Genomic DNA, 18,101 nt, shown 5'->3' on the forward strand with positions numbered 1-18,101 from the left:
TCCACTCCACGATCTATCTGGTCGATTGCTATAAATTAGCTATTGGTATTTCGGTTGCCGCGCCTCCTTTCGAAATCTCCAGCCCTCGGCCGGCTACTCGATCCGCACGCGAAAGGTAGGCGAACGGCATGACCAAGGTGGACATCGACGCTTTCGTGCTTACGGAGTTGACCGGGATCGCGGCGCCGGCCGGTACGCCGATGCAGCGGGCCGCGAGCCAGTTGCAGAAGGCGCTGCCGCCGGGCTGGCGGGTGGAGGTCGTCGAAAGTTCGCGTGGCGCCGCACGATTGGGGCAGCCGGTACTGCGATTGGTGATGGGCGACTTCTGAGCTATCGCGCGGCACTCCGCGGTTTCGAATTCCAACCTGTCGGTTCGCTTTTCGCGAAACGCACTATTGCATTCCATCGTCGCGGCGAGCATGCTAATAGCTATCTTGGCTAGCTCGCTCTATACGTGAAGCGTTATCGCACAGGGGAGTCCGGGTCATGGCGGTGCAAGTGGTCGATCGGTCGCTGATGACAAGCGATCTCACGCCCCATCAGGCGAAAAGCGTTGGCGTCGGCGGCTGGGTGGTGTCATTCCTGCCGGGGCGGACCCTCACCACCGAACAGGCAACTGCCGCATTACAAGCCGCCGAAGCGGTTGCCGCGGTGAATGCCCTCGCCATTCAGGTCGGGCTCACCGCCATGGAGACCGTCGGGCTCGCAACCCAGGAGTCACCCTGGGGCGAACCCGAATGCGGCGGCCTACGAAGACTCTGGCGTCGCGGCCGACTCGAACGCTGAATCGGCAGCCGTTCCAGTCGTGGCCGAATCATGTTCGCCCACAGCGGTTCTCGTGGCGCCGGTCCGATCGCTCGCCCCGGCTCGCTTGGTGGCGACCACGACCAGATTGCTCGTGAGCAGTTCGCGCACCAGCGGAACATGAACCACCCACCAGGCCCAGCGCGGGTGATACCGCGGGAACACCGCCAGCACCTCGACATCATCGGGTGTCGCGTGCGCCCAGCGCATGCCCTCGGCCGCACTCACCGCGAACAGTGACCGCCCGAAGCGATTCTTGGGCTCCCGCCCCAACTTTCGGCGATACCGGCGCGCCGCGTACTCCCCGCCCAGGTAATGCCACGGCCCCGTCTCGTGCCCGCCGAACGGCCCGAACCACACGGTGTACGAAAACACCATCAGCCCACCGGGTTTGACGACCCGCAGCATCTCTTCGGCCATTACCCACGGCTTCGGCACATGCTCGGCGACATTCGAGGAGATACACACCTCGACCGCATCGTCCCGGAACGGCAGCGCCATCCCCGATCCGCGCACCGCGCCCGCCACCCGCAATCCCGCCGCGTGCATTTCCGAGGGATCGGGCTCGACCGGCAGATATCGCGCCCCCACCCGCCCGAACTCGTCCGCGAAATAGCCCGGCCCACCCCCGACGTCGAGCACCACGGCTCCTCGCAGCGACTGCCCGGTCAGATCGCGATAGAAATCCCCCACCATATCCGCGGTATCCGCGGCCACCCCGCCATAGAACAATCCCGGATCGGTCTGCTCGAACCGGAAACTCCCCAGCAGTCGCAACGACCGCCGTAAGGTGGCCCGCCGCGCGAATCGCGGACGTCTCCCGACACTCTTCTGCTGGGCTCGAAGCACGGCGGCCAGTCTCGCACAGCCGTTCCCCCGCTGAGCGTGCACCCGGGGCGGAAATCGCGACAAATCACCGCCGTGAGTGCACGGTCGGGGTGGGGGCCGCAGGTCGGCTGACCACTGTTGCCGCGAAGACGCGGGCCGGGCGATAGGGTGGACCCCATTGTTCGCCGTCCGCCTTAGTGACCCTGGAGATCGTCCGTGCGTGAAGTGCTGCTGTTGTGCTGGCGCGACACCGGGCATCCGCAGGGCGGAGGCAGTGAGCGGTACTTGGAACAGGTGGGCGCCCAACTGGCGGCGCGCGGTGTGAAGGTCACGCTGCGCACCGCACGGTATGCGGGCGCGGCACGCCGCGAACACTCGAACGGGATCCAGATCAGTCGCGGCGGCGGACGGTACACGGTGTATCCGCGGGCACTCGCCGCCATCGCGCTCGGCCGGTTCGGAGTCGGACCGCTGCGGGGCGTGCGGCCGGATGCCGTGATCGACACCCAGAACGGAATCCCCTTCTTCGCGCGCACGGCCGCCGCCGCGCCCACCGTGGTGCTGGTGCATCACGGGCATCGGGAGCAGTGGCCGGTGGCCGGGCGGCTGATCGGGCGGATCGGCTGGTGGATCGAATCCCGGCTCTCACCGCGTGTGCACCGGGAGAACCAGTATTTGACGGTGTCGCTGCCCTCGGCGGAGGAATTGACCGCGCTCGGGGTCGAGGCGGCGCGAATCGCGGTGGTGCGCAATGGGGCTGAACCGGTGCCCGCGCGGGTGCCGACCGGTGATCAGCAGACGCGGACCGCGCATCCCAGCATCGTGGTGCTGTCGCGGCTGGTCCCGCACAAGCAGATCGAGGACGCCATGGCCGCGGTTGCCGGTCTGCGCGGGCACATTCCCGGATTGCACCTCGACGTGATCGGCGGCGGCTGGTGGGACGCCAACCTGCGCACCCACGCCGCCGAACTCGGGATCGCGGACGCGGTCACCTTCCACGGGCATGTGGACGAGGACCGCAAACACGAACTGCTGGCCCGTGCCTGGGTGCATGTACTGCCGTCCCGTAAGGAAGGCTGGGGGCTGGCGGTTATCGAGGCGGCGCAGCACGGGGTGCCGACCGTCGGCTACCGCAGCTCCCGCGGGCTCACCGACTCCGTCGTGGACGGGGTGACCGGGGTACTGGTCGACGATGTCGCGCAGTTGACCGAGGCGGTCGGTGAACTGCTCGGCGATGCCGAATCCCGGACCGTGCTCGGTGAGAAGGCGCGGGCTCGGGCACGCGAATTCTCCTGGGAGCAAACCGGAAACGGAGTATTCGACGTACTGTCCGCGGTATCGCGCGGTGAACGCGTCTCGGGACTCGTTGCGGGCGCTACGGTTTCGTGAGCTGAACCGATCGCCGCCGGTTCCGCGCGGGGATTCCGGCCAGGCTGATCACGGAAACTATTCCACCGCAGAGCAATACGGCCCACAGCAGATGAGCCGCACCCGCCACCCGCCGAGCCCCCGCCGAAGCATCATGCGCGGTAATGCTCCCGGGCACCCGATACAGCTGCAGATCCCGATCGGCATACACCGAATTCAACTGCCCCAGAGCAGTTTTCGACTCACCCATCGGCCCCGGCGTACCGGCCTCGACCAGCACCCACCCCACCCCCAGCCGAGCCAGCCCCTGCGCCGACCCACCCCGCGACAACAACCGCTCCACCTCCAGCGCCCGCGCCCCCTCCCCGGAGACCGTCGCCCCCTGCACCGGAAGCTCCCCCGTCTGCAGCACATCTCGCGGCAACATCCGCGGTGCCGGATCCAAAACCGGTGCGCCCCCGGCCCACCGAAACTTCCGAAACATCCCCCCGGGTAAAACCGCCACATCCCCCGGCCCCTGCACCAGCGCGGCCACCCGCTCCCATCCGCCCGGATACTTCACCGGCCGCAGAGCCCCACCCACACCCCAGGCCATATCCGGCAGCGAAATCAACACCAGCACAACGAAAACCGCCGCCACCACCCCGACCGGCCCACGGCGCGAGCTCTGTCCGGCGGATGGTTCGCGCCCAGTCGCCACACCACTGCCACCGATCGCCGCCAAGCCGCCGAACTCGCCCTGATCCGCGAAGGTACTTCCCGCAACCCCCGCATCCGCCGCGTCGCGTCGCGTCGCGATCCATCCGGCCACCACCCGGCACCCGGCGGCCGCGCACAGCGTGAACGCGGGCATCGCCAACGCCACGAACTTCTGCGTATCCCGCAGCAACCCCGCACCTGGCACCTTCGTCACCAGGAATTCCCCAGCGGAATGCCCCCACCCGGTAGCGCCGAGCGCGGGCAGCGCAATCGCCGCCACGGCCAGCCCTGCGAGTACCCGCCGAGTATGCGCTGCCTCCGCCAGCCCCGCGAATAGCCGCCGCGTATGCGCTGCCGCAGCGCTATCCGATTCTGTTGGGCTGGAGTTTGTCTCGGTGTGGGAGAGTGCGCCGCCATTTTCCACATCGGCCGCTTCGGACGCTCGGTGCGAAGGTCTCGCACTTGCAGGTATTGCACCCGAATCATCCGAGGTGAATTCGCCTGTGCGGGAGCCGATCTCCGCGCCGCCGACGTCGGCTTCCGCTCGGGAAGCGGTGATATCGGCTGCACCAGTGGCCATCCGGGGTTTGGCGCGGCCGAGGACCGAGCGCACGCCCGTGCCGGCCACGGCGAGCAGTAGAACCGTCCCGACCAGCGCGAAAAACGTTGTGCGCGAATCGGGGACGGCCGTGCTGTTCCAGATGCCGCCCAATCCCGCCAGGCTGCCGAGGGTTCCGAGCCAGGGTTCGGCGCGGGCCGCGAAGGCAGCGACACCGGCCGGGTCCGAGGGTTCGGCGCCTGAGCCCGCGAGTACGGTCGCGGCCAGCCACGGTGCGGAGGCGGCGATCCAGAGGCCCAGTGCGCCAAGCAGATTCCGCTTGCCCACCAGCAGGAATGCCACGCATCCCGCGAGCAGCGAGCCGGTCGGCGTCAGCCCCGCCGCGGCCAACCAGCCGCCGAGCGCCCCCCAGATCGGCCAGGTACGGGAGGGTATCGCGTGGCTGACCCCCGTCCAAACGGCGGATCGACTGGATTCGGCAGGAGACCCGACGCTATCCACGGCGGATTGCGGGGTGGCCACCGTCTGCTCGGCAATGGGTGTCGCATGGGGACTTGCTTTTGCCGGGTCGCGTTCCGCACCAGGGATGTTCGAGGCCATCGCCGAATCGAGAGCGAGTGTGTGCGCGGTGCGTAGGCGGGTGGCGAGCAGTGCGATCCACGGGAGTGCGGCGTAGCCGGTGAGGAGGCTCCAGTGGCCTTGGAGGAGGCGTTCGGCGACGTAGGGGTTCCAGATGGCGACGGTGGCGGCGACGAGTTGGGGGCCGGTGGTGACGTGGAGGAGGTGGCGGGCGAGGGTGGCCGCGCCGCAGCCCGCGAGCCAGAGCGCGGCCAGCAGAATCGCTTTCACCAGGAGGCCGCCGTCGATCAGCGGTGACAGGGTGGCGATGAGTGCGTCCTGGGGGACGGCGCGGGGGGCGGCATCGCCGAGGCCGAGGGCGGAGTCGGTGAGGTAGGAGCGGGGGGTGCTCACCGCGTCACGCAGCAGTAGGTATCCGGGGCCGACGAGCGGGCCCAGTACGACCAATGCCAGGACGAGGCTGTATGCGGCGGGTATCAGCCGGGTCCATTGCCTGCGTCCGTCCGCGTTCACACCGGCACCCTATGCGCCGTTCGGCCCGAAACCGGGGACGCTGGAATCGCTTTCGCCGGTCGTGCGCGCGGTGCGCAATGCCAGCACCGTAATGACGAGCGTCGTGAGCGCGGAGGTCGCCGTGGCAATGGCGATCAGGCTCGACACCGAATGCGCGCAGCCGAGCATCAACCCGACTCCGATGGCCAGCCCCAGCCAGGTGATGGCGGCGGGGGCGGTCCGATCGGCGGCGATCGCGGACAGCAACGCGCCCTGCAAGACGGCGAGCAGTGCGCCGTTCAGCGCGAACAACCACAGGAGTCCCTGCACCGGTGCGTAATCCTGCCCGGCCAGCAATGGCGCGAGGGGTGCCGCGACGGCCGCTCCCGCCACCGCCACCGCCCCGACCCCGGTCAATACGGCCAGCGCGGACCGCACCGCTCGCGCGGAGTGCTGCGGCTGCGCCATTCGCGGATACAGCACCACCCCCACCGCCTGCGGCAGCCAGAACGCGATCTTCGCCGCGATGGCCCCCAGCGCGTACCGCCCGGCATCGTTCTCGTCCAGCACAATCCGCGACACGATCAAGTCCGCCGACGACAATGCCATCAACGCCGCCTGCACCTGCGCCGCCCGGAACACCGGCAGCACCCCGGCCCCGGCCGCGTATTCGCGTGCCCGCCCGGTGATCTCCGATGAAGTCCGCGACCAGGATTCACCCCGGCCCGCCCGGACCGCCGCATCCGATGCGTCGGCTCCGGCCACGCCGTCCACCATTCGCCGGGCACCAAGTGTCGCGACCGCGATACCGACCGCCGCCGCCCAGAGCGCCGCGGCCGTCCCACCGCCGGCGGCGAGCACCACTACCGCGGGCGTCACCCGCAGAATCCCGGCCCCGCCGAGCACGATCGCCAGTTCCCGGAACCGGCTGCGCCCCTGCAGAATCCCCTGCTCCCCGGAGAGCAGCACCAGCACCGGCGCGGCGCACAGGGCCGCCGCCGAGGCCACGAAACTCACCGAAAGCACCGCGCTCACCACTGGAACCAGCGGTACTACCACCACCGCGACGAGTCCGGCACACCGCAGCGCGAGCCCCTGAGCAGCGCCAACCCCCGCCCCCCGCACGACTTCCCGAGCCACCACGTTCTGCAATGCCAGCGCGGGCACCGCACAAAGCAGCTGCACTGCCAGCAAACTCGCGAACGGGCTGTACCCGGCAACCCCCAGCCACCGACTGGCCAGCAACTGCAGCAGATACCCCGCCACATTGGCGGTCATGGCCCCCGCCGTAACCAACGTCAGATCCGCCACCACGGGTAGACGACGTACAACGGACACGCCCGCAATGCTCCCACCCACCCCGCCCCCGCTCCCCGCCGCACCCCACCACTCCGCCGATCGCGCACTCCCGTCGGTGGATATGTCGTTCCACCCGCCGCAGTCGCACGTTCATCGTCCTCCGCAGTCTCGACTGGCGAGTGTGCACCCATGGCGGTGATTCGCCGGAATTCCGACCACAGGTACACGCTCGCGGAGCCCGACCCATCACCGGTATGCGCACTTCGCCCGAATCTCCCCGCTCGGCTACACCCAATCGCGCCCGCAAGTGTGCAGCTGTGGCGGCGATATGCGGTATTTCCCGCCGTGCGTGCACACTCGCGGAGCGAAGCCATCGCGGGCGGGGCTCACCAGGCACGAAAACGGGAGCGGCCCCGCACCTTCGGAAGGTGCGGGGCCGCGGGGACGAAGCCGGGTCAGGGCTTTTTGTCCATGTCGATCTGTTGGGTCTTGCTGATGTCGATCTGCTGGGTGGGTGCGTCGGCGAAGGGGTCCGGGCGGGGGCCGCCGGCCGGAGCCGGGGCCGGGGCGGCGCGGCGGACGGGGGTGCCGCCATTGCCGTTACCGCCGCCGAGGACGCCGAAGACAATGCCCGCGATGAGGGCGATGACGCCGATGATGCCGAAGGCGATCGGCAGGGTGCGGCCGTACAGCGACAGCTTGTCGATGTTCTCCTTGGCGACCGAGATCTGCGATTCGATGGTCGGCTCGTCGAACATCAGGGTCGCGTTGAGGACGGTCACCTCGGGCTTGTCGGCGCTGCGGGCGTAGAACTGGTGGATCTTCTCGCCGCCCTTGATGACGGTGCCGGTCTTGGGCTCCACCCACAGGTCACGGGTGTTGGTGTAGAAGCGGGTCATGGTGACCGGGGTTTCGCCGCCTTCGACGCCCCACTTGTCGGCCGGCAGCGCCAGCTTGTTGGTGGGCGAGTTGACGACGGTGGAGAGATCGGTGACGGGGACGGTCTGCTGGAAGTGGTAGACCTTCATGTCGTTGATCTCGGTCTCGTCGACGAAGTTGATGTCGAAGGTCTTGCGCGCGTTGAGATCGAAGTACGGGTACGTCTTCTTGTCGGTGCCGATGGGGAAGCGGTACTGGAGGCCGGTGTGCTGCACCGGATCCAGGACGGCCTCACCCTTCTTGTCGACGGTCGCGGCGATGGCGCCATTGGGGCCGCCCTCGACCGAATCGACGGGCATGCCGTCGGTGCGGGAGATGGTGACGCGGTCGACGGTGGCGGTGAGCAGGCCGGTATCGCCCTGCTTATCGGTGCGCCGCAGGGTCTGACCGGCTTGAATGGTCATTTCCGAGGCGTCCGCCGGATCTTCGACGGTGAGGTAGCGCTGTGAGAACAGCGGGACATTGGTGTCCACCTTGGCCGCACCGGTGGGCGCGGTCAGCGACTTCGAGTCGAGGACTTCACTGGGGGCCCCTTGGACATTGGTCGCGACGGTCGTGATCTCCAGGTCCAGCGGGGTCTTCGCGAGACGGCTCACCGTATAGGTGGGGATCATGATCGCGGCGACGAGCAGCAATGCACCCAGCCCCACGAGCAGGCAGGCCACGGTCCTTCGGGTACCGGCACTCAGTGCCATGCAGGTTCTCCTCGTCGTCGAACAGGTCGTTCCGATGAGTACTGCGGTCGCCGCACAGCACTCGTGAGCCCCGACACTAACAGCCGACGGGCCCGAAGCATCCTGCCGAGGCAGGAAAACATCACGAAACGCCCGTAAGTCAAACACAGGGTGCTCACACTCGGGAGTAACAAGGCAAACTGATCCCCGATGACCGCCACCCTGCGCCCGCCCTCCGAACCGACCGAACCGGTCCGTTCGGACTCGCCCGACGCAGCGGTCGATCAACGATCCATTCGCCGGCCCGGCGTCTTCATCCCAGCTCTCGAGGGTATGCGGGCCATGGCCGCGCTCGGCGTCATCGTCACGCACGTGGCCTTCCAGACCGGCGCCACCGGGCAGCCGATCATCGGCCGGGTGCTGGAACGCTTCGATATGGCGGTCGCCATCTTCTTCGCGCTCTCGGGGTTCCTGCTGTGGCGACCGCATGCCGCGGCCGCGCGCGGACTCGGGACCGCGCCGGCGGCCGGGCGTTATCTACTGCATCGCGCCGCCCGCATCCTGCCCGCGTACTGGGTGGTGGTCTGCACGGTGCTGATCCTGCTGCCGAGCGCCGCGCACACCGCGGGATCGCGGGTGTGGGTGGCGAATCTCGGATTGGCGCAGGTCTACGTCCCGCTGACGCTCACCGACGGACTCACGCAAATGTGGAGTCTGTCGGTGGAAGTGGCCTTCTATCTTGTACTTCCATTGCTGGCGTTCGCGCTCGTCCGATTGCGCGGCCCGCGCGCGAAGTGGCGGGTGCCCACCGTACTGGGGTTCGCGCTGCTGTGTCTGGGCTGGAATTTCCTGCCCGTCCCGACCCCGGACGCCATTCACTCCGACAACTGGCTGCCCGGTTATCTCCCGTGGTTCGCCATGGGGATGCTGCTGGCCGAACTCTCCGATCAGGACGCACCGCGCTGGCGGCGGCTGGCGGGGGATCGCCGCCTGATGTGGCCGGTCGCGCTCGGCGCACTACTGCTGGCGACGACGCGATTGGCCGGGCCGGAGGGCCTCACGCACGGTCAGCCCTGGCAGTACGCGAGCAAGATGGCGCTGGGCGGAATCATCGGCTTCAGCCTGCTCGCACCGCTGGTACTGCGTCCCGAGATCCGCTACCGCTGGTTGGAGAGCCGCACCGCCGCGACCCTGGGCCGCTGGTCGTTCGGCATCTTCATCTGGCATCTGGCCGTACTGTCGATCGTCTTCCCGGTGTTCGGCATCATTCCGTTCCGCGGGCATTTCGTGCTGGTCTACCTGTTGACCGTGGCATTCACGCTGCCGTTGGCCGCCGCCAGTTTCGCGCTCATCGAGGAGCCGGTGCGGGTGTGGACCCGCCGCCGCTTCGGCTGAGTCAGCGGCGACGGTTCGGCAGCGCCGAAAGACCAAGGGCCACAATCCCGACCAGTGCGGGGAACTGCACCCAGAGTGACGCGCCCATGTATCCCTCGGGTGAGCGCCACGGGCCGGTGGACAGCGCCGCCGCCGAGATCGCCGTCCCCGCACCGGCAATCGCGACCAGCAGCATCGGCCAATTGGGTGGCCGCAAACGGGCGGCGATGAGACCCAGTGCGGTGAGTACGATTCCGGCAGGCCCGGCGATCAAGCCCGCGGCAACCGCCAGCCCGATCGCACCGGCGGTTCGACCGCGCCAGGTGCGCGGCGCGGGACCGTCATCTCGCAGTGGCGATCGCATGCTCCGGAAGGCAAGTACCGCAAGCGGAATCAACAGCAGCAGGCCACCGAAGATCGCGTATCGATACCAGCGATCGGCCGCGAACTCGACCGTGATCGGGCCCTTCGTGCCAGGTGGGAGCAGCCACGCCTGCTGCCAGCCGTCGATCACGACCGGCTTCAGTTCATGCCCGTCGGCGGTGACAGCTCTCCAGCCCACATTGGTGCTCAATGGCAGCACCAGCAACCGGGTACCCGCGGGTGCGCGCGCACCCGCGAGATTCGCGCCGGGCGCATCACCCGATACCGAGTTCGCCTGTCCGCCAGCCGAATCCGATGGTGCGAGGTCGGTGGATGATTCAGCCGAAGGTACGGCTGCGGTGCGGTTCAGGCGCAGTTCGTCGACGCTGAACAGGCCGGTCGGTGCGACGGTCACGTCGGTGCTGCCGGTGGGGAGATCGAAGGCCACCGCGTCGTCGGCGGGGGCGCTGCTATCGGTCGCGCTATCGGCGGTGCTGCCCGGTTCGGGGCTGTCTTTACGTGCCTGCGCGTATTCGTCGGCCGTGCAGACTCGCGCCGGAATCGGTGCGCCGGAACGCAATTCGGCGGCGGTGCCGGTGACCGTGGTGTGCAGGGTACGGCCCGCCGCGGCGAGGGTGGGGCCGTTCGCGCAGTCGATGGTGATGAGGCGGTCCGGCGCGGCGGGTGCCGGATAGTCGGGTCCCAGGACCGAGACCTCCGCGATCCCGGGGGGCTGTTCCTGGGCGAAACCCAATGCGGTGCGGTCGAGTACGGCATCCCAGGTCTGGATGCTGAGTTCGATGCGGTCGGTGACATACGGGTGCAGGTCGATTCGGGTGGGGACACCGGAGGCCGGGTCCACCTCGCGAACCTGCGGGCCGTCACCGAGATTCACCGAGACCGAGGTGGGGTGCGCGGGCAGATCGCCCCGCGAGGGCGTGATCTCCAGCCCGGTGACCAGGGTCGGTTCCGGCAGTTCGAGGGTGAGGGTGGGTTTCCCGCCGGTCTGCAAGCGGACCGTGGTCTCCGGGGCCGTCCAGGCGGTGCGCGGGTCACCGTCGGTGGCGGCGAGCGCCGAGCCGCGCGGGTCGGCGACATCGGCCTGGCCGCGCGCGGCGGGCCGGTCGTGATCGGTGAGCAGGGCTTCCAGGGCGGGTCCGGGCCGGGTGCGGACCATGAGATCCGGTGTCACCGTGAGTGGTTCGGGCACCTGCAGGGTGCGTTCGAAGATCCCGGGCTCCTCGGCGGACAGGGCCAGGGCCTTACTGCAGCGCATCCGGTCCGGGGAGTCGAAACACGTACTGCGGCCAGGGAATTCCTGTCCCAGCTGCCAGCCTCGCACCTGTGTGCCTGCCGGGGTGGGTGGCAGTACCGTCCGATGCCGGATATCCACGGCCACCGGATGGTCACGATCGGCGTAATCCTCGATGCCTAGTTCGCTGATCCCGAATTGCCCACCCGCGCTACCATTTTCGGTGCTGGCGGCGGTGATCTGGATCCAGTCGGTCTTGCCGGGCAGCAGTGCGATCGATACCGGCACACCGGGTTCGGTGATGCGCGCCGAGACCGTACCCTTGGAGGTTTTCACCTCCACCCACTTCACTGGGCTGCCGATGGCGGCGGCGCTGGTGGTCAGGCGCAGTACGGCCGAGGTCACCGGCTTGTCCAGATCCAGTCGAAGCCATTGCCCCAGTGCGTGTTCGGTGCCATTGCTGATCCACGCCGTCGCGGGATCACCGTCGACGACCGCAGCGGTGGAGCTGCCGGGCGCGGCCCCGCCGAGCTGGGTGGCGTCGGCCGCCGAGCTGGAGACGGTGACGGTGGCCCCCGACCACGCGCCCTCCACCAGTTGTGCACCGGGCACCGGATAGTCCGGCACCAGATTGTGTGTCCGGCGTGCGTCCCCTGGGCCGCGCAGGGCCGAATTGTGGTTGTCGACGCGACCGAAATCGGACTCCCGGTCCATGGGCGTGTCGGTGATGGTGACGGCATCCACCGGCAATCCGGCTTGTGCCGCGTCGGCGGCCAGCAGCGCCGGACCACTGGGTGTTGCAGGATTGCGCCGCACGCGTTCCAGCACCTCGGGGCCGCCTTGGACGACGGGCACGCTGTCCAGCGGCAGGGTGTACGAGCCGGGGAACGATCCCGGCGCACCTGTCCCACTACGCAATTCGACCGGTGTTCCGGTCGCATCGGATTTCGGGCTGCCGGTCGAGGTGGGCGTGCCCGGTTGCCCGTCCCGCACCCGGTAGATCTCGATGGCCGGGTACTCGGGTCGCAGATCCTCGTCCGCGACAAGCCCTTCCATGTGTCCGGTCTCGATCGGGTCGCCGAATTGCGCGACCTTGGTCAGCCCCGGTGAGCCTTCGATCGCCCGGTGCGCGAGCATGGGCCGGGTGGAGCGGGAGGTCTCCGGGTCGAGGTCATTGCGCAGCACCAGGATTCCGATGCCCTGGTCGATGAGGGTGGCCGCGAGTCCGGCGGAGGGCCGCCCGTCGGCAATGAGCCGCTGCACCGAATCCATGGCGCGAATGGCTCCGGGCGGGTTCAGCGGCACCGAATCCCGTACCGCCCAAGGCGTACTCGCCAATGCCTGGAGCGGTTCATCGCGGGTGAGGCCCCAGGTCTGGCTGCCGAACGGTGCGCCCGGCACCACCAGGGCCCGGGTGTCGGATGCGTTGCGCGCCAGCCAATCCGCGGTCTGCTGCCAGTATCCGGGCACCCTGTCGTAGTCGCCGCGCGGTGCGAGCTTGCCCGTCCACGCCAGTGAGGTGGACAGTGCCAGCGCGGTCAGGATCAGCGCACCCACCGCGACCATCTTGTTCCGCTCGGGATGCGCGAAAGCCCTGCGCCACACCGGCATCGGTACGGAGGCGGGCAGCGGTACCCGGCTCAGCAGATGCGCGAGCCCGAGGACGAGCGGCAACCGGATGAGCGGCTCCAGTTTGTGCACATTGCGCAGCGGCGCGCCCCCGGAGTCCAGAAAGGTCCGCACCTGTTCGGCGAAGGGTCCGCCGAGTTCACCCGCGTAACCGGCGCAGATACCGACCAATCCGACGCACAGGATCAGTACGAGGCGTCCCCGGCCCGGCATGGATCGCATGGCGAGTCCGGCGATACCCGCGGCGGCCAGCAGTCCGGTCGCCAGCACGGCGGCCGGCTGGGTGACCAGCACCGCGCCCGCGATCCGCTCGGGCGAGACGAACGGCGTCCAACTGTCGGTACCGCGCAACACCTCACCCAGCGAGGCCCACTGTGTGGTCACACCGGACGACTCGATGAAGTCCAGGAACGGCGGACTCACCTTGCCCAGCAACAGCAGTGGCACCACCCACCAGAACGTGGCCAGCACCAGCATGGGAATCCAGGTCCGCGTGAACCGCCACCAAGCCTGGTTCGGCCGATACGACATCCACCACAGCGCCGCGGGCAGGAAGGCCGCGGCCGTGGCGACCGCGTTCACGGATCCCATGAGCGCCAACGCCATTGCGCTACCCGCGGGTGTGGCTGCCCCGCGCAGGTTCCGACCAGGCGAGATCCTGGCCGAAAGCGCGCCGGGATGACGAGGGGTGCTTTCGTCCACACGTTTGGGATCGGGGTCTTCGTCGGTGGATTGCTTGCGGCGCAGCGCCACTCCGAGCGCGGCCGGAGCCAGGAGTACCCAGGGCGCGAGCATCATCGGCAGCGTCTCGGACGAGATCGAGCCGAGTGTGGTGAGTACGCGGGGGGAGAGGGCGAAGGCGACAGCCGCGATGATCCGTGAGCCGCGACTACCTATACCGAGGGTTTCGCAGAGCCGGATGATTCCCCAGAATCCGGCGAGCAGCAATAGCGCCCACCAGATGCGCTGGGTGACCCAGGCGGGCAGGCCGAGAATATGTCCGAGCGAGAAGAACGCGCCGTGCGGAAAGAAGTATCCGTAGGCCTGGTTCTGCACCTGCCCCATCGGGGCCCGGCTGTTCCACAGGTGTCCGGCGCGCTCGAGGAAGCCGAGCGGATTCTGTGCCAGATCGTATTTGGTGTCCGCGACGGTGCGTCCGGGTGCCTGCGAGAAGGTCAGCAGGAATGCGGTGAGGATACTGCCGAGCAGCCAGCGGCGGCCCAGCGGTGCGGTATTCGGCGACCGGTCTCCGATCGAGCCGGTCGCGGCATTGGTATCGGAGGTCAGCCGGTCAGCGCGCGCCGTACTCAACGTTGTTGAGTAGCGACGATCCGGCGTCGCCACTGCGGTCGATCTCGGGGCGCTTGTCCTGCGAGGCCGCCATCGTGATGACCAGGACCGCCGCCAGCCCGATCAGGGCCCCGCCGGCAGCGCTCGCTACACCAGGAACGGCAAACTTCATCGCGGACTCCCATACATCGACGCATGCGTACAACTCGAGCAAACCTAGCAGGTTGGGTAGGGCTGGGCAGCCAGGTCCGTACCGCCCGGCCCGCTTGCCGCCCGCTTTCCGGGCAGTGCGCACCCTGGATCAGCCGTCAATCGGGGACGGCGCACTGCAGTCCGCCGAGGAAAGTGCGCAGTTTGGCGGTGGTTTCGACGAGTTCGGTGTGTGGATCCGACGCCGCGACGATTCCGCCGCCACCGAAGGCGCGTAGTGAGCGGCCGTCGGCGGAGAGTTCGGCGCAGCGGATGGCGACCACCCATTCGCCGTCACCGTTGGCGTCGCACCAGCCGACCGCGCCGCTGTAGAAGCCGCGGTCGCCTTCCAGATCGCAGATGGTGTCCAGGGCAAGTGCGGTGGGCGTGCCGCAGATGGCGGGGGTCGGGTGCAGCAGGACGGCCAGGTCCAGGGCGGTGATCGACGAGTCGCGGAGTTCGGCGGTGATGGGCGTGGCCAGGTGCCAAACCTCGGGTGTGGACAGCAGTTCGGGGCCGTCGGGGATGGTGAGTGTGCCGCAGACGGGTGCGAGTTGGTCGCGAATCCACTCCACGACGTACGCGTGTTCTTCGAGATTCTTGCTGCTGGACAACAGTTCTCGCGCCTGTGCCGCATCGGCTCCGGGATCGGCGAGCCGCGGCAGCGTTCCCGCCAGGGGGCGCAGAGTGACGGTGCGCCCGTGCCGCGTCACCAGCACCTCGGGTGTCGCGCCGAGCAGTGTCTCCCCGGGCCGCCCGGCGGGCGTGAGGTCGACGGCGTACACATTGGCGCGCGGATGCCGGGTGACCAGGTGTGCGGCCACCACCTCCGGTTCCAGGGGTGCCGCGGCTTCGGCGAGCAGCGAGCGCGCCGCCACCACTTTGCGCAGCGGTTGCTCCGGATCGGAGAGTTGTTCGACCAGTTTCGCGACGCGCGCCATATGCTCTGCGGCACTTGGCATTTCGGATACCACCCGCACTTCGGGCAGCTCCGGCAGCGCCGCGGGCCGCCATGGTCCGGCGGTGTGCAGCGCCTGTTCGGGTGCGCAGAGTGCGGCCGGTCGGCGCGGATCGAACGGCAGCGCCCCGACGATCAACTCGGTGTCCCCGGCTCGCAACGCCGATGCCGCGGCGGCGGCCGCATCGAAGGCGATGCGGGTGCCGGTGGTGCGCACCACGCCATTGGGTGACGCGAGGAGAAATCCGTCCATGGTCTCCCGACCATAGTCCGCGACTCCGGCTTCGAAATCGGTGGAGCGACCGATATCTCTGTCGCACCGATCACATCCGCGACGTCAGTGTTTCGGCTCGGGCTCGCGTCCGGGCGGCACCATCAGCACCGGTCGATGGCAGTGTTTGAGGACCGCGTCGGCGACGCTGGAGTGCATCAGCGCCCGAATTCCGGTGGCGCCGCGGGTGCCCGCGACAATGATGTCCACGTTCAGATCGTCGGCGATTTCGACTATCGCGTTCCAGATGGTGGTGGTGCATTCGACGGTCCGCGCCTCGGCATTGAGCCCGGCGAGTTTGGCCAGTCGCACCCCCTCGGAGTTGATGGTTCTGGCGTCGACGTACGCGATGTCCTCGATCTCGTCGTCCGGCATCCACTCCGGTTGCATGACACCGGACAGCCCGGAGAGCCGGGCGGCCTGGCGCGCCATGGGTTCCCAGGCGGTGAGGACCACGGCTCTGTTCGCGGACAGGAACCGTCCCGCGTATTCGACGGCGCGGCGCGCATTCTCGGACCCGTCGTACGCGATGAGCATCAAATCGCACGGCATGACGAACCTCCTGGTGGGAACGCATGTCTTCGCGTCGAGATTACCCCGCGCGGGCGGGTGTCAGCCGTCTTGACGATGTCTGTCCATCGCGGGTTGTCCACAGTTTGCGAACGATTCACCCAAATCAGTGGTGGGATACGCGGCTCCGGTTTTCACTGACAGGTGTCGGTTTTCCACCGACGTGTCGGCATCGAGTCCTACGCCGACTCTTCGACATCGCCGTCGTTGGAGCAGAGCCCGGACGAGGGGTGGATTGTGCGGTTGGACGAGCTGACTACCCCACAGGAATGGGCGAGCGTGTACCGCTCCCTGTTCGGTTTGCCGCACGTGCACGTGACCACCCCCGGCTTCGTGGTGCTACCCCTGGTGGACACCATCACGGCCCTGAACACCCCGGAACCGTTGGGCGCGTTGATACTCGGTGAACTGACCGTGCGCGGTGTGCCCGGCCCGGTGCTGGTGCGCGAGCGCCCGCCGCGGCGTACATTCCTGGCGGTGTTCGACGGGTATCCCTCCGACGAATACCTCGAACGCTTGGAGCGCAACAGCGTGGACATCGGCCCGCACAGAAGTAATGTCATCCTGCCCACCGGATTCGGGCGGCACACCCTCGAGGGCAGGTGGTGGGCGCGCGCACCCCAGCGCGACGAATCGCTACCCCTGCTGTCCGAAGTTCTCGACGCCACCAACGCGGTGCTGTGAATCGTGTCCTCGATCGAAGCGGCCGTCTTCGGCCATCACGAGGCCGATCCACGCGCCCTGCTCTACTACGAATGGTGTCAACGCGGTGAATCCGGCTATGCGGTAGCGGATTTCGCCGAAGATGTGAACGAATTGTCGCTGGCGGACCGGCCGATGGACGCCGACTGCTGGCGACTGTTGGATCGCATCGAATCGGCCACCCGATTACCGGGGTGGCCGCACTTCGAATGGATCGATACCGGTGGCGATCCGAATATCATTGGCGTGGAACGTGATTCGCCTGCCGCCCGCACGCCCTCCGATTACTCCCGGGCCGAATTGTACGACCGCGTTCACGGCGGCTGGCTCGGCCGATGTGCGGGCTGCGTGGTCGCCAGACCGCGTGACAGCGGCGTAATCGGTTGCCCGCGTGACGAAAACCTGGACTACATCCTGCTCGGCCTGCACCTACTGGAACAGAGCGGCACGGATTTCATCGCCGACGATGTCTCCGCGCTCTGGCTGGAACGCCTGCCCTTCCTGCGCACCTCCACCGCCGAGCGGGTCGCCTATCGCAATCTCATCGACGGTTTCCTGCCGCCGGATACCGCCACCTACCGAAATCCCTACCGCGAGTGGCGGGGTGCGCTGGTCCGCGCCGATATCTACGGCTACACCAATCCGGGCGATCCGGCCCGCGCCGCCGAACTGGCCGCTCGCGACGCGTCGATCTCGCACACCGGCAATGGATTATGGGCGGCGCGCTGGGCGGCGGCCCTCGTGGCGGCGGCCTTCACCGCCGCGAATCCGCAGGAGGCCCTGGCCCGCGCCGAGACCGTGATTCCGGCGAATTCCCGCCTGGCAGTGGCACTCTCGGAACTAGTCGACGACCACACCCATGGTCTCGCGTGGCAGTACGCCGTAACCGGCATCCACACCCGCTACGCGCACTACAACCGCCTGCACGTCATCGGCAATGCCTGCCTGATCGCCGCCGGATTACTGTGGGGCGAAGGCGATTTCACCGAAACAGTGCAACTGACCGCCCGCGCCGGCTGGGACGTGAACTCCAACGCGGCCACCGCCGGATCCATTGCGGGCATCTTCACCGGAGCCGCGAATATCCCCGCCCGCTGGACGGACCCCCTCGAAAACACCCTGCACAGCGCGGTAACCGGCTACCCCATCACCCGAATCTCCGACCTGGCTACGAGAACCCACCGCCTACTCACCTGACAACCGCTGCGGATTCTCTCGATGCGCGAAGAAGGGGCCCGGTTCGTCAGAACCGGGCCCCTTAC

14 protein-coding genes are annotated in these 18,101 nt (G+C 68.1%); 6 read left to right on the forward strand and 8 right to left on the reverse strand.

Going from position 1 to position 18,101, the window contains the following annotated elements; genetic code table 11:
* The first annotated feature begins 128 nt into the window (after window positions 1–128).
* Together GFY24_RS03435 and GFY24_RS03440 are read left to right on the forward strand one after the other, a co-directional pair.
* Window positions 129–329 carry a hypothetical protein gene (locus GFY24_RS03435; RefSeq protein WP_153803406.1) on the forward strand — a complete coding sequence of 67 codons (201 nt, stop codon included), beginning with the start codon at window positions 129–131 and terminating at the stop codon, window positions 327–329.
* A 157-nt stretch (window positions 330–486) separates the two neighbouring features.
* Window positions 487–786: a hypothetical protein gene (locus tag GFY24_RS03440; protein WP_153803407.1), complete on the forward strand. Its 300-nt coding sequence runs from the start codon at window positions 487–489 to the stop codon at window positions 784–786.
* Here the strand turns inward: GFY24_RS03440 and GFY24_RS03445 are convergent.
* Window positions 748–1,653 carry a class I SAM-dependent methyltransferase gene (locus tag GFY24_RS03445; protein WP_309230390.1) on the reverse strand — a complete coding sequence of 302 codons (906 nt, stop codon included), beginning with the start codon at window positions 1,651–1,653 and terminating at the stop codon, window positions 748–750. The genes GFY24_RS03440 and GFY24_RS03445 overlap by 39 nt on opposite strands.
* A 195-nt stretch (window positions 1,654–1,848) precedes the next feature.
* On the opposite strand from GFY24_RS03445, the gene GFY24_RS03450 reads away from it, so the two are divergent.
* Window positions 1,849–3,021, forward strand: coding sequence for a glycosyltransferase family 4 protein (locus GFY24_RS03450; RefSeq protein ID WP_309230391.1), 1,173 nt, complete (start codon window positions 1,849–1,851; stop codon window positions 3,019–3,021).
* Here GFY24_RS03450 and GFY24_RS41615 read toward each other — a convergent pair.
* The 3 genes from GFY24_RS41615 to GFY24_RS03465 form a co-directional block, all read right to left on the reverse strand.
* Window positions 3,008–5,350, reverse strand: coding sequence for a hypothetical protein (locus tag GFY24_RS41615; protein WP_309230392.1), 2,343 nt, complete (start codon window positions 5,348–5,350; stop codon window positions 3,008–3,010). The two genes, GFY24_RS03450 and GFY24_RS41615, sit on opposite strands and share 14 nt — an antisense overlap.
* Window positions 5,351–5,359: 9 nt before the next feature.
* Window positions 5,360–6,667 carry a polysaccharide biosynthesis protein gene (locus GFY24_RS03460; RefSeq protein ID WP_375335989.1) on the reverse strand — a complete coding sequence of 436 codons (1,308 nt, stop codon included), beginning with the start codon at window positions 6,665–6,667 and terminating at the stop codon, window positions 5,360–5,362.
* A gap of 416 nt (window positions 6,668–7,083) precedes the next feature.
* Complete coding sequence (locus GFY24_RS03465) at window positions 7,084–8,262, reverse strand: DUF3068 domain-containing protein (RefSeq protein WP_153803408.1); 1,179 nt, start codon at window positions 8,260–8,262, stop codon at window positions 7,084–7,086.
* 189 nt (window positions 8,263–8,451) lie between these two features.
* Between GFY24_RS03465 and GFY24_RS03470 the strand changes: the two genes are divergently transcribed.
* Complete coding sequence (locus GFY24_RS03470; RefSeq protein ID WP_153803409.1) at window positions 8,452–9,636, forward strand: acyltransferase; 1,185 nt, start codon at window positions 8,452–8,454, stop codon at window positions 9,634–9,636.
* 1 nt (window position 9,637) lies between these two features.
* Here GFY24_RS03470 and GFY24_RS03475 read toward each other — a convergent pair whose 3' ends face one another.
* The 4 genes from GFY24_RS03475 to GFY24_RS03490 form a co-directional block, all read right to left on the reverse strand.
* Window positions 9,638–14,113 carry an alpha-(1->3)-arabinofuranosyltransferase gene (locus GFY24_RS03475; protein ID WP_309230424.1) on the reverse strand — a complete coding sequence of 1,492 codons (4,476 nt, stop codon included), beginning with the start codon at window positions 14,111–14,113 and terminating at the stop codon, window positions 9,638–9,640.
* A gap of 37 nt (window positions 14,114–14,150) precedes the next feature.
* A complete protein-coding gene (locus GFY24_RS03480; protein WP_153803411.1) occupies window positions 14,151–14,321 on the reverse strand; it encodes a DUF2613 domain-containing protein in 171 nt (56 codons plus the stop codon).
* 136 nt (window positions 14,322–14,457) lie between these two features.
* Window positions 14,458–15,549, reverse strand: coding sequence for an isochorismate synthase MenF (locus GFY24_RS03485; RefSeq protein ID WP_153803412.1), 1,092 nt, complete (start codon window positions 15,547–15,549; stop codon window positions 14,458–14,460).
* Window positions 15,550–15,633: 84 nt separating this feature from the next.
* The gene (locus GFY24_RS03490) at window positions 15,634–16,119 is read right to left on the reverse strand and encodes a universal stress protein (RefSeq protein ID WP_153803413.1); all 486 of its coding nucleotides are present in this window, start codon (window positions 16,117–16,119) and stop codon (window positions 15,634–15,636) included.
* Window positions 16,120–16,380: 261 nt separating this feature from the next.
* On the opposite strand from GFY24_RS03490, the gene GFY24_RS03495 reads away from it, so the two are divergent.
* Complete coding sequence (locus GFY24_RS03495) at window positions 16,381–16,821, forward strand: hypothetical protein (RefSeq protein WP_153803414.1); 441 nt, start codon at window positions 16,381–16,383, stop codon at window positions 16,819–16,821.
* A gap of 3 nt (window positions 16,822–16,824) precedes the next feature.
* Window positions 16,825–18,036: an ADP-ribosylglycohydrolase family protein gene (locus GFY24_RS03500; protein WP_309230393.1), complete on the forward strand. Its 1,212-nt coding sequence runs from the start codon at window positions 16,825–16,827 to the stop codon at window positions 18,034–18,036.
* The last annotated feature ends 65 nt before the right edge of the window (window positions 18,037–18,101 follow it).

Origin of the sequence: Nocardia sp. SYP-A9097, from assembly GCF_009649815.1 — a bacterium.
Taxonomy (GTDB): domain Bacteria; phylum Actinomycetota; class Actinomycetes; order Mycobacteriales; family Mycobacteriaceae; genus Nocardia.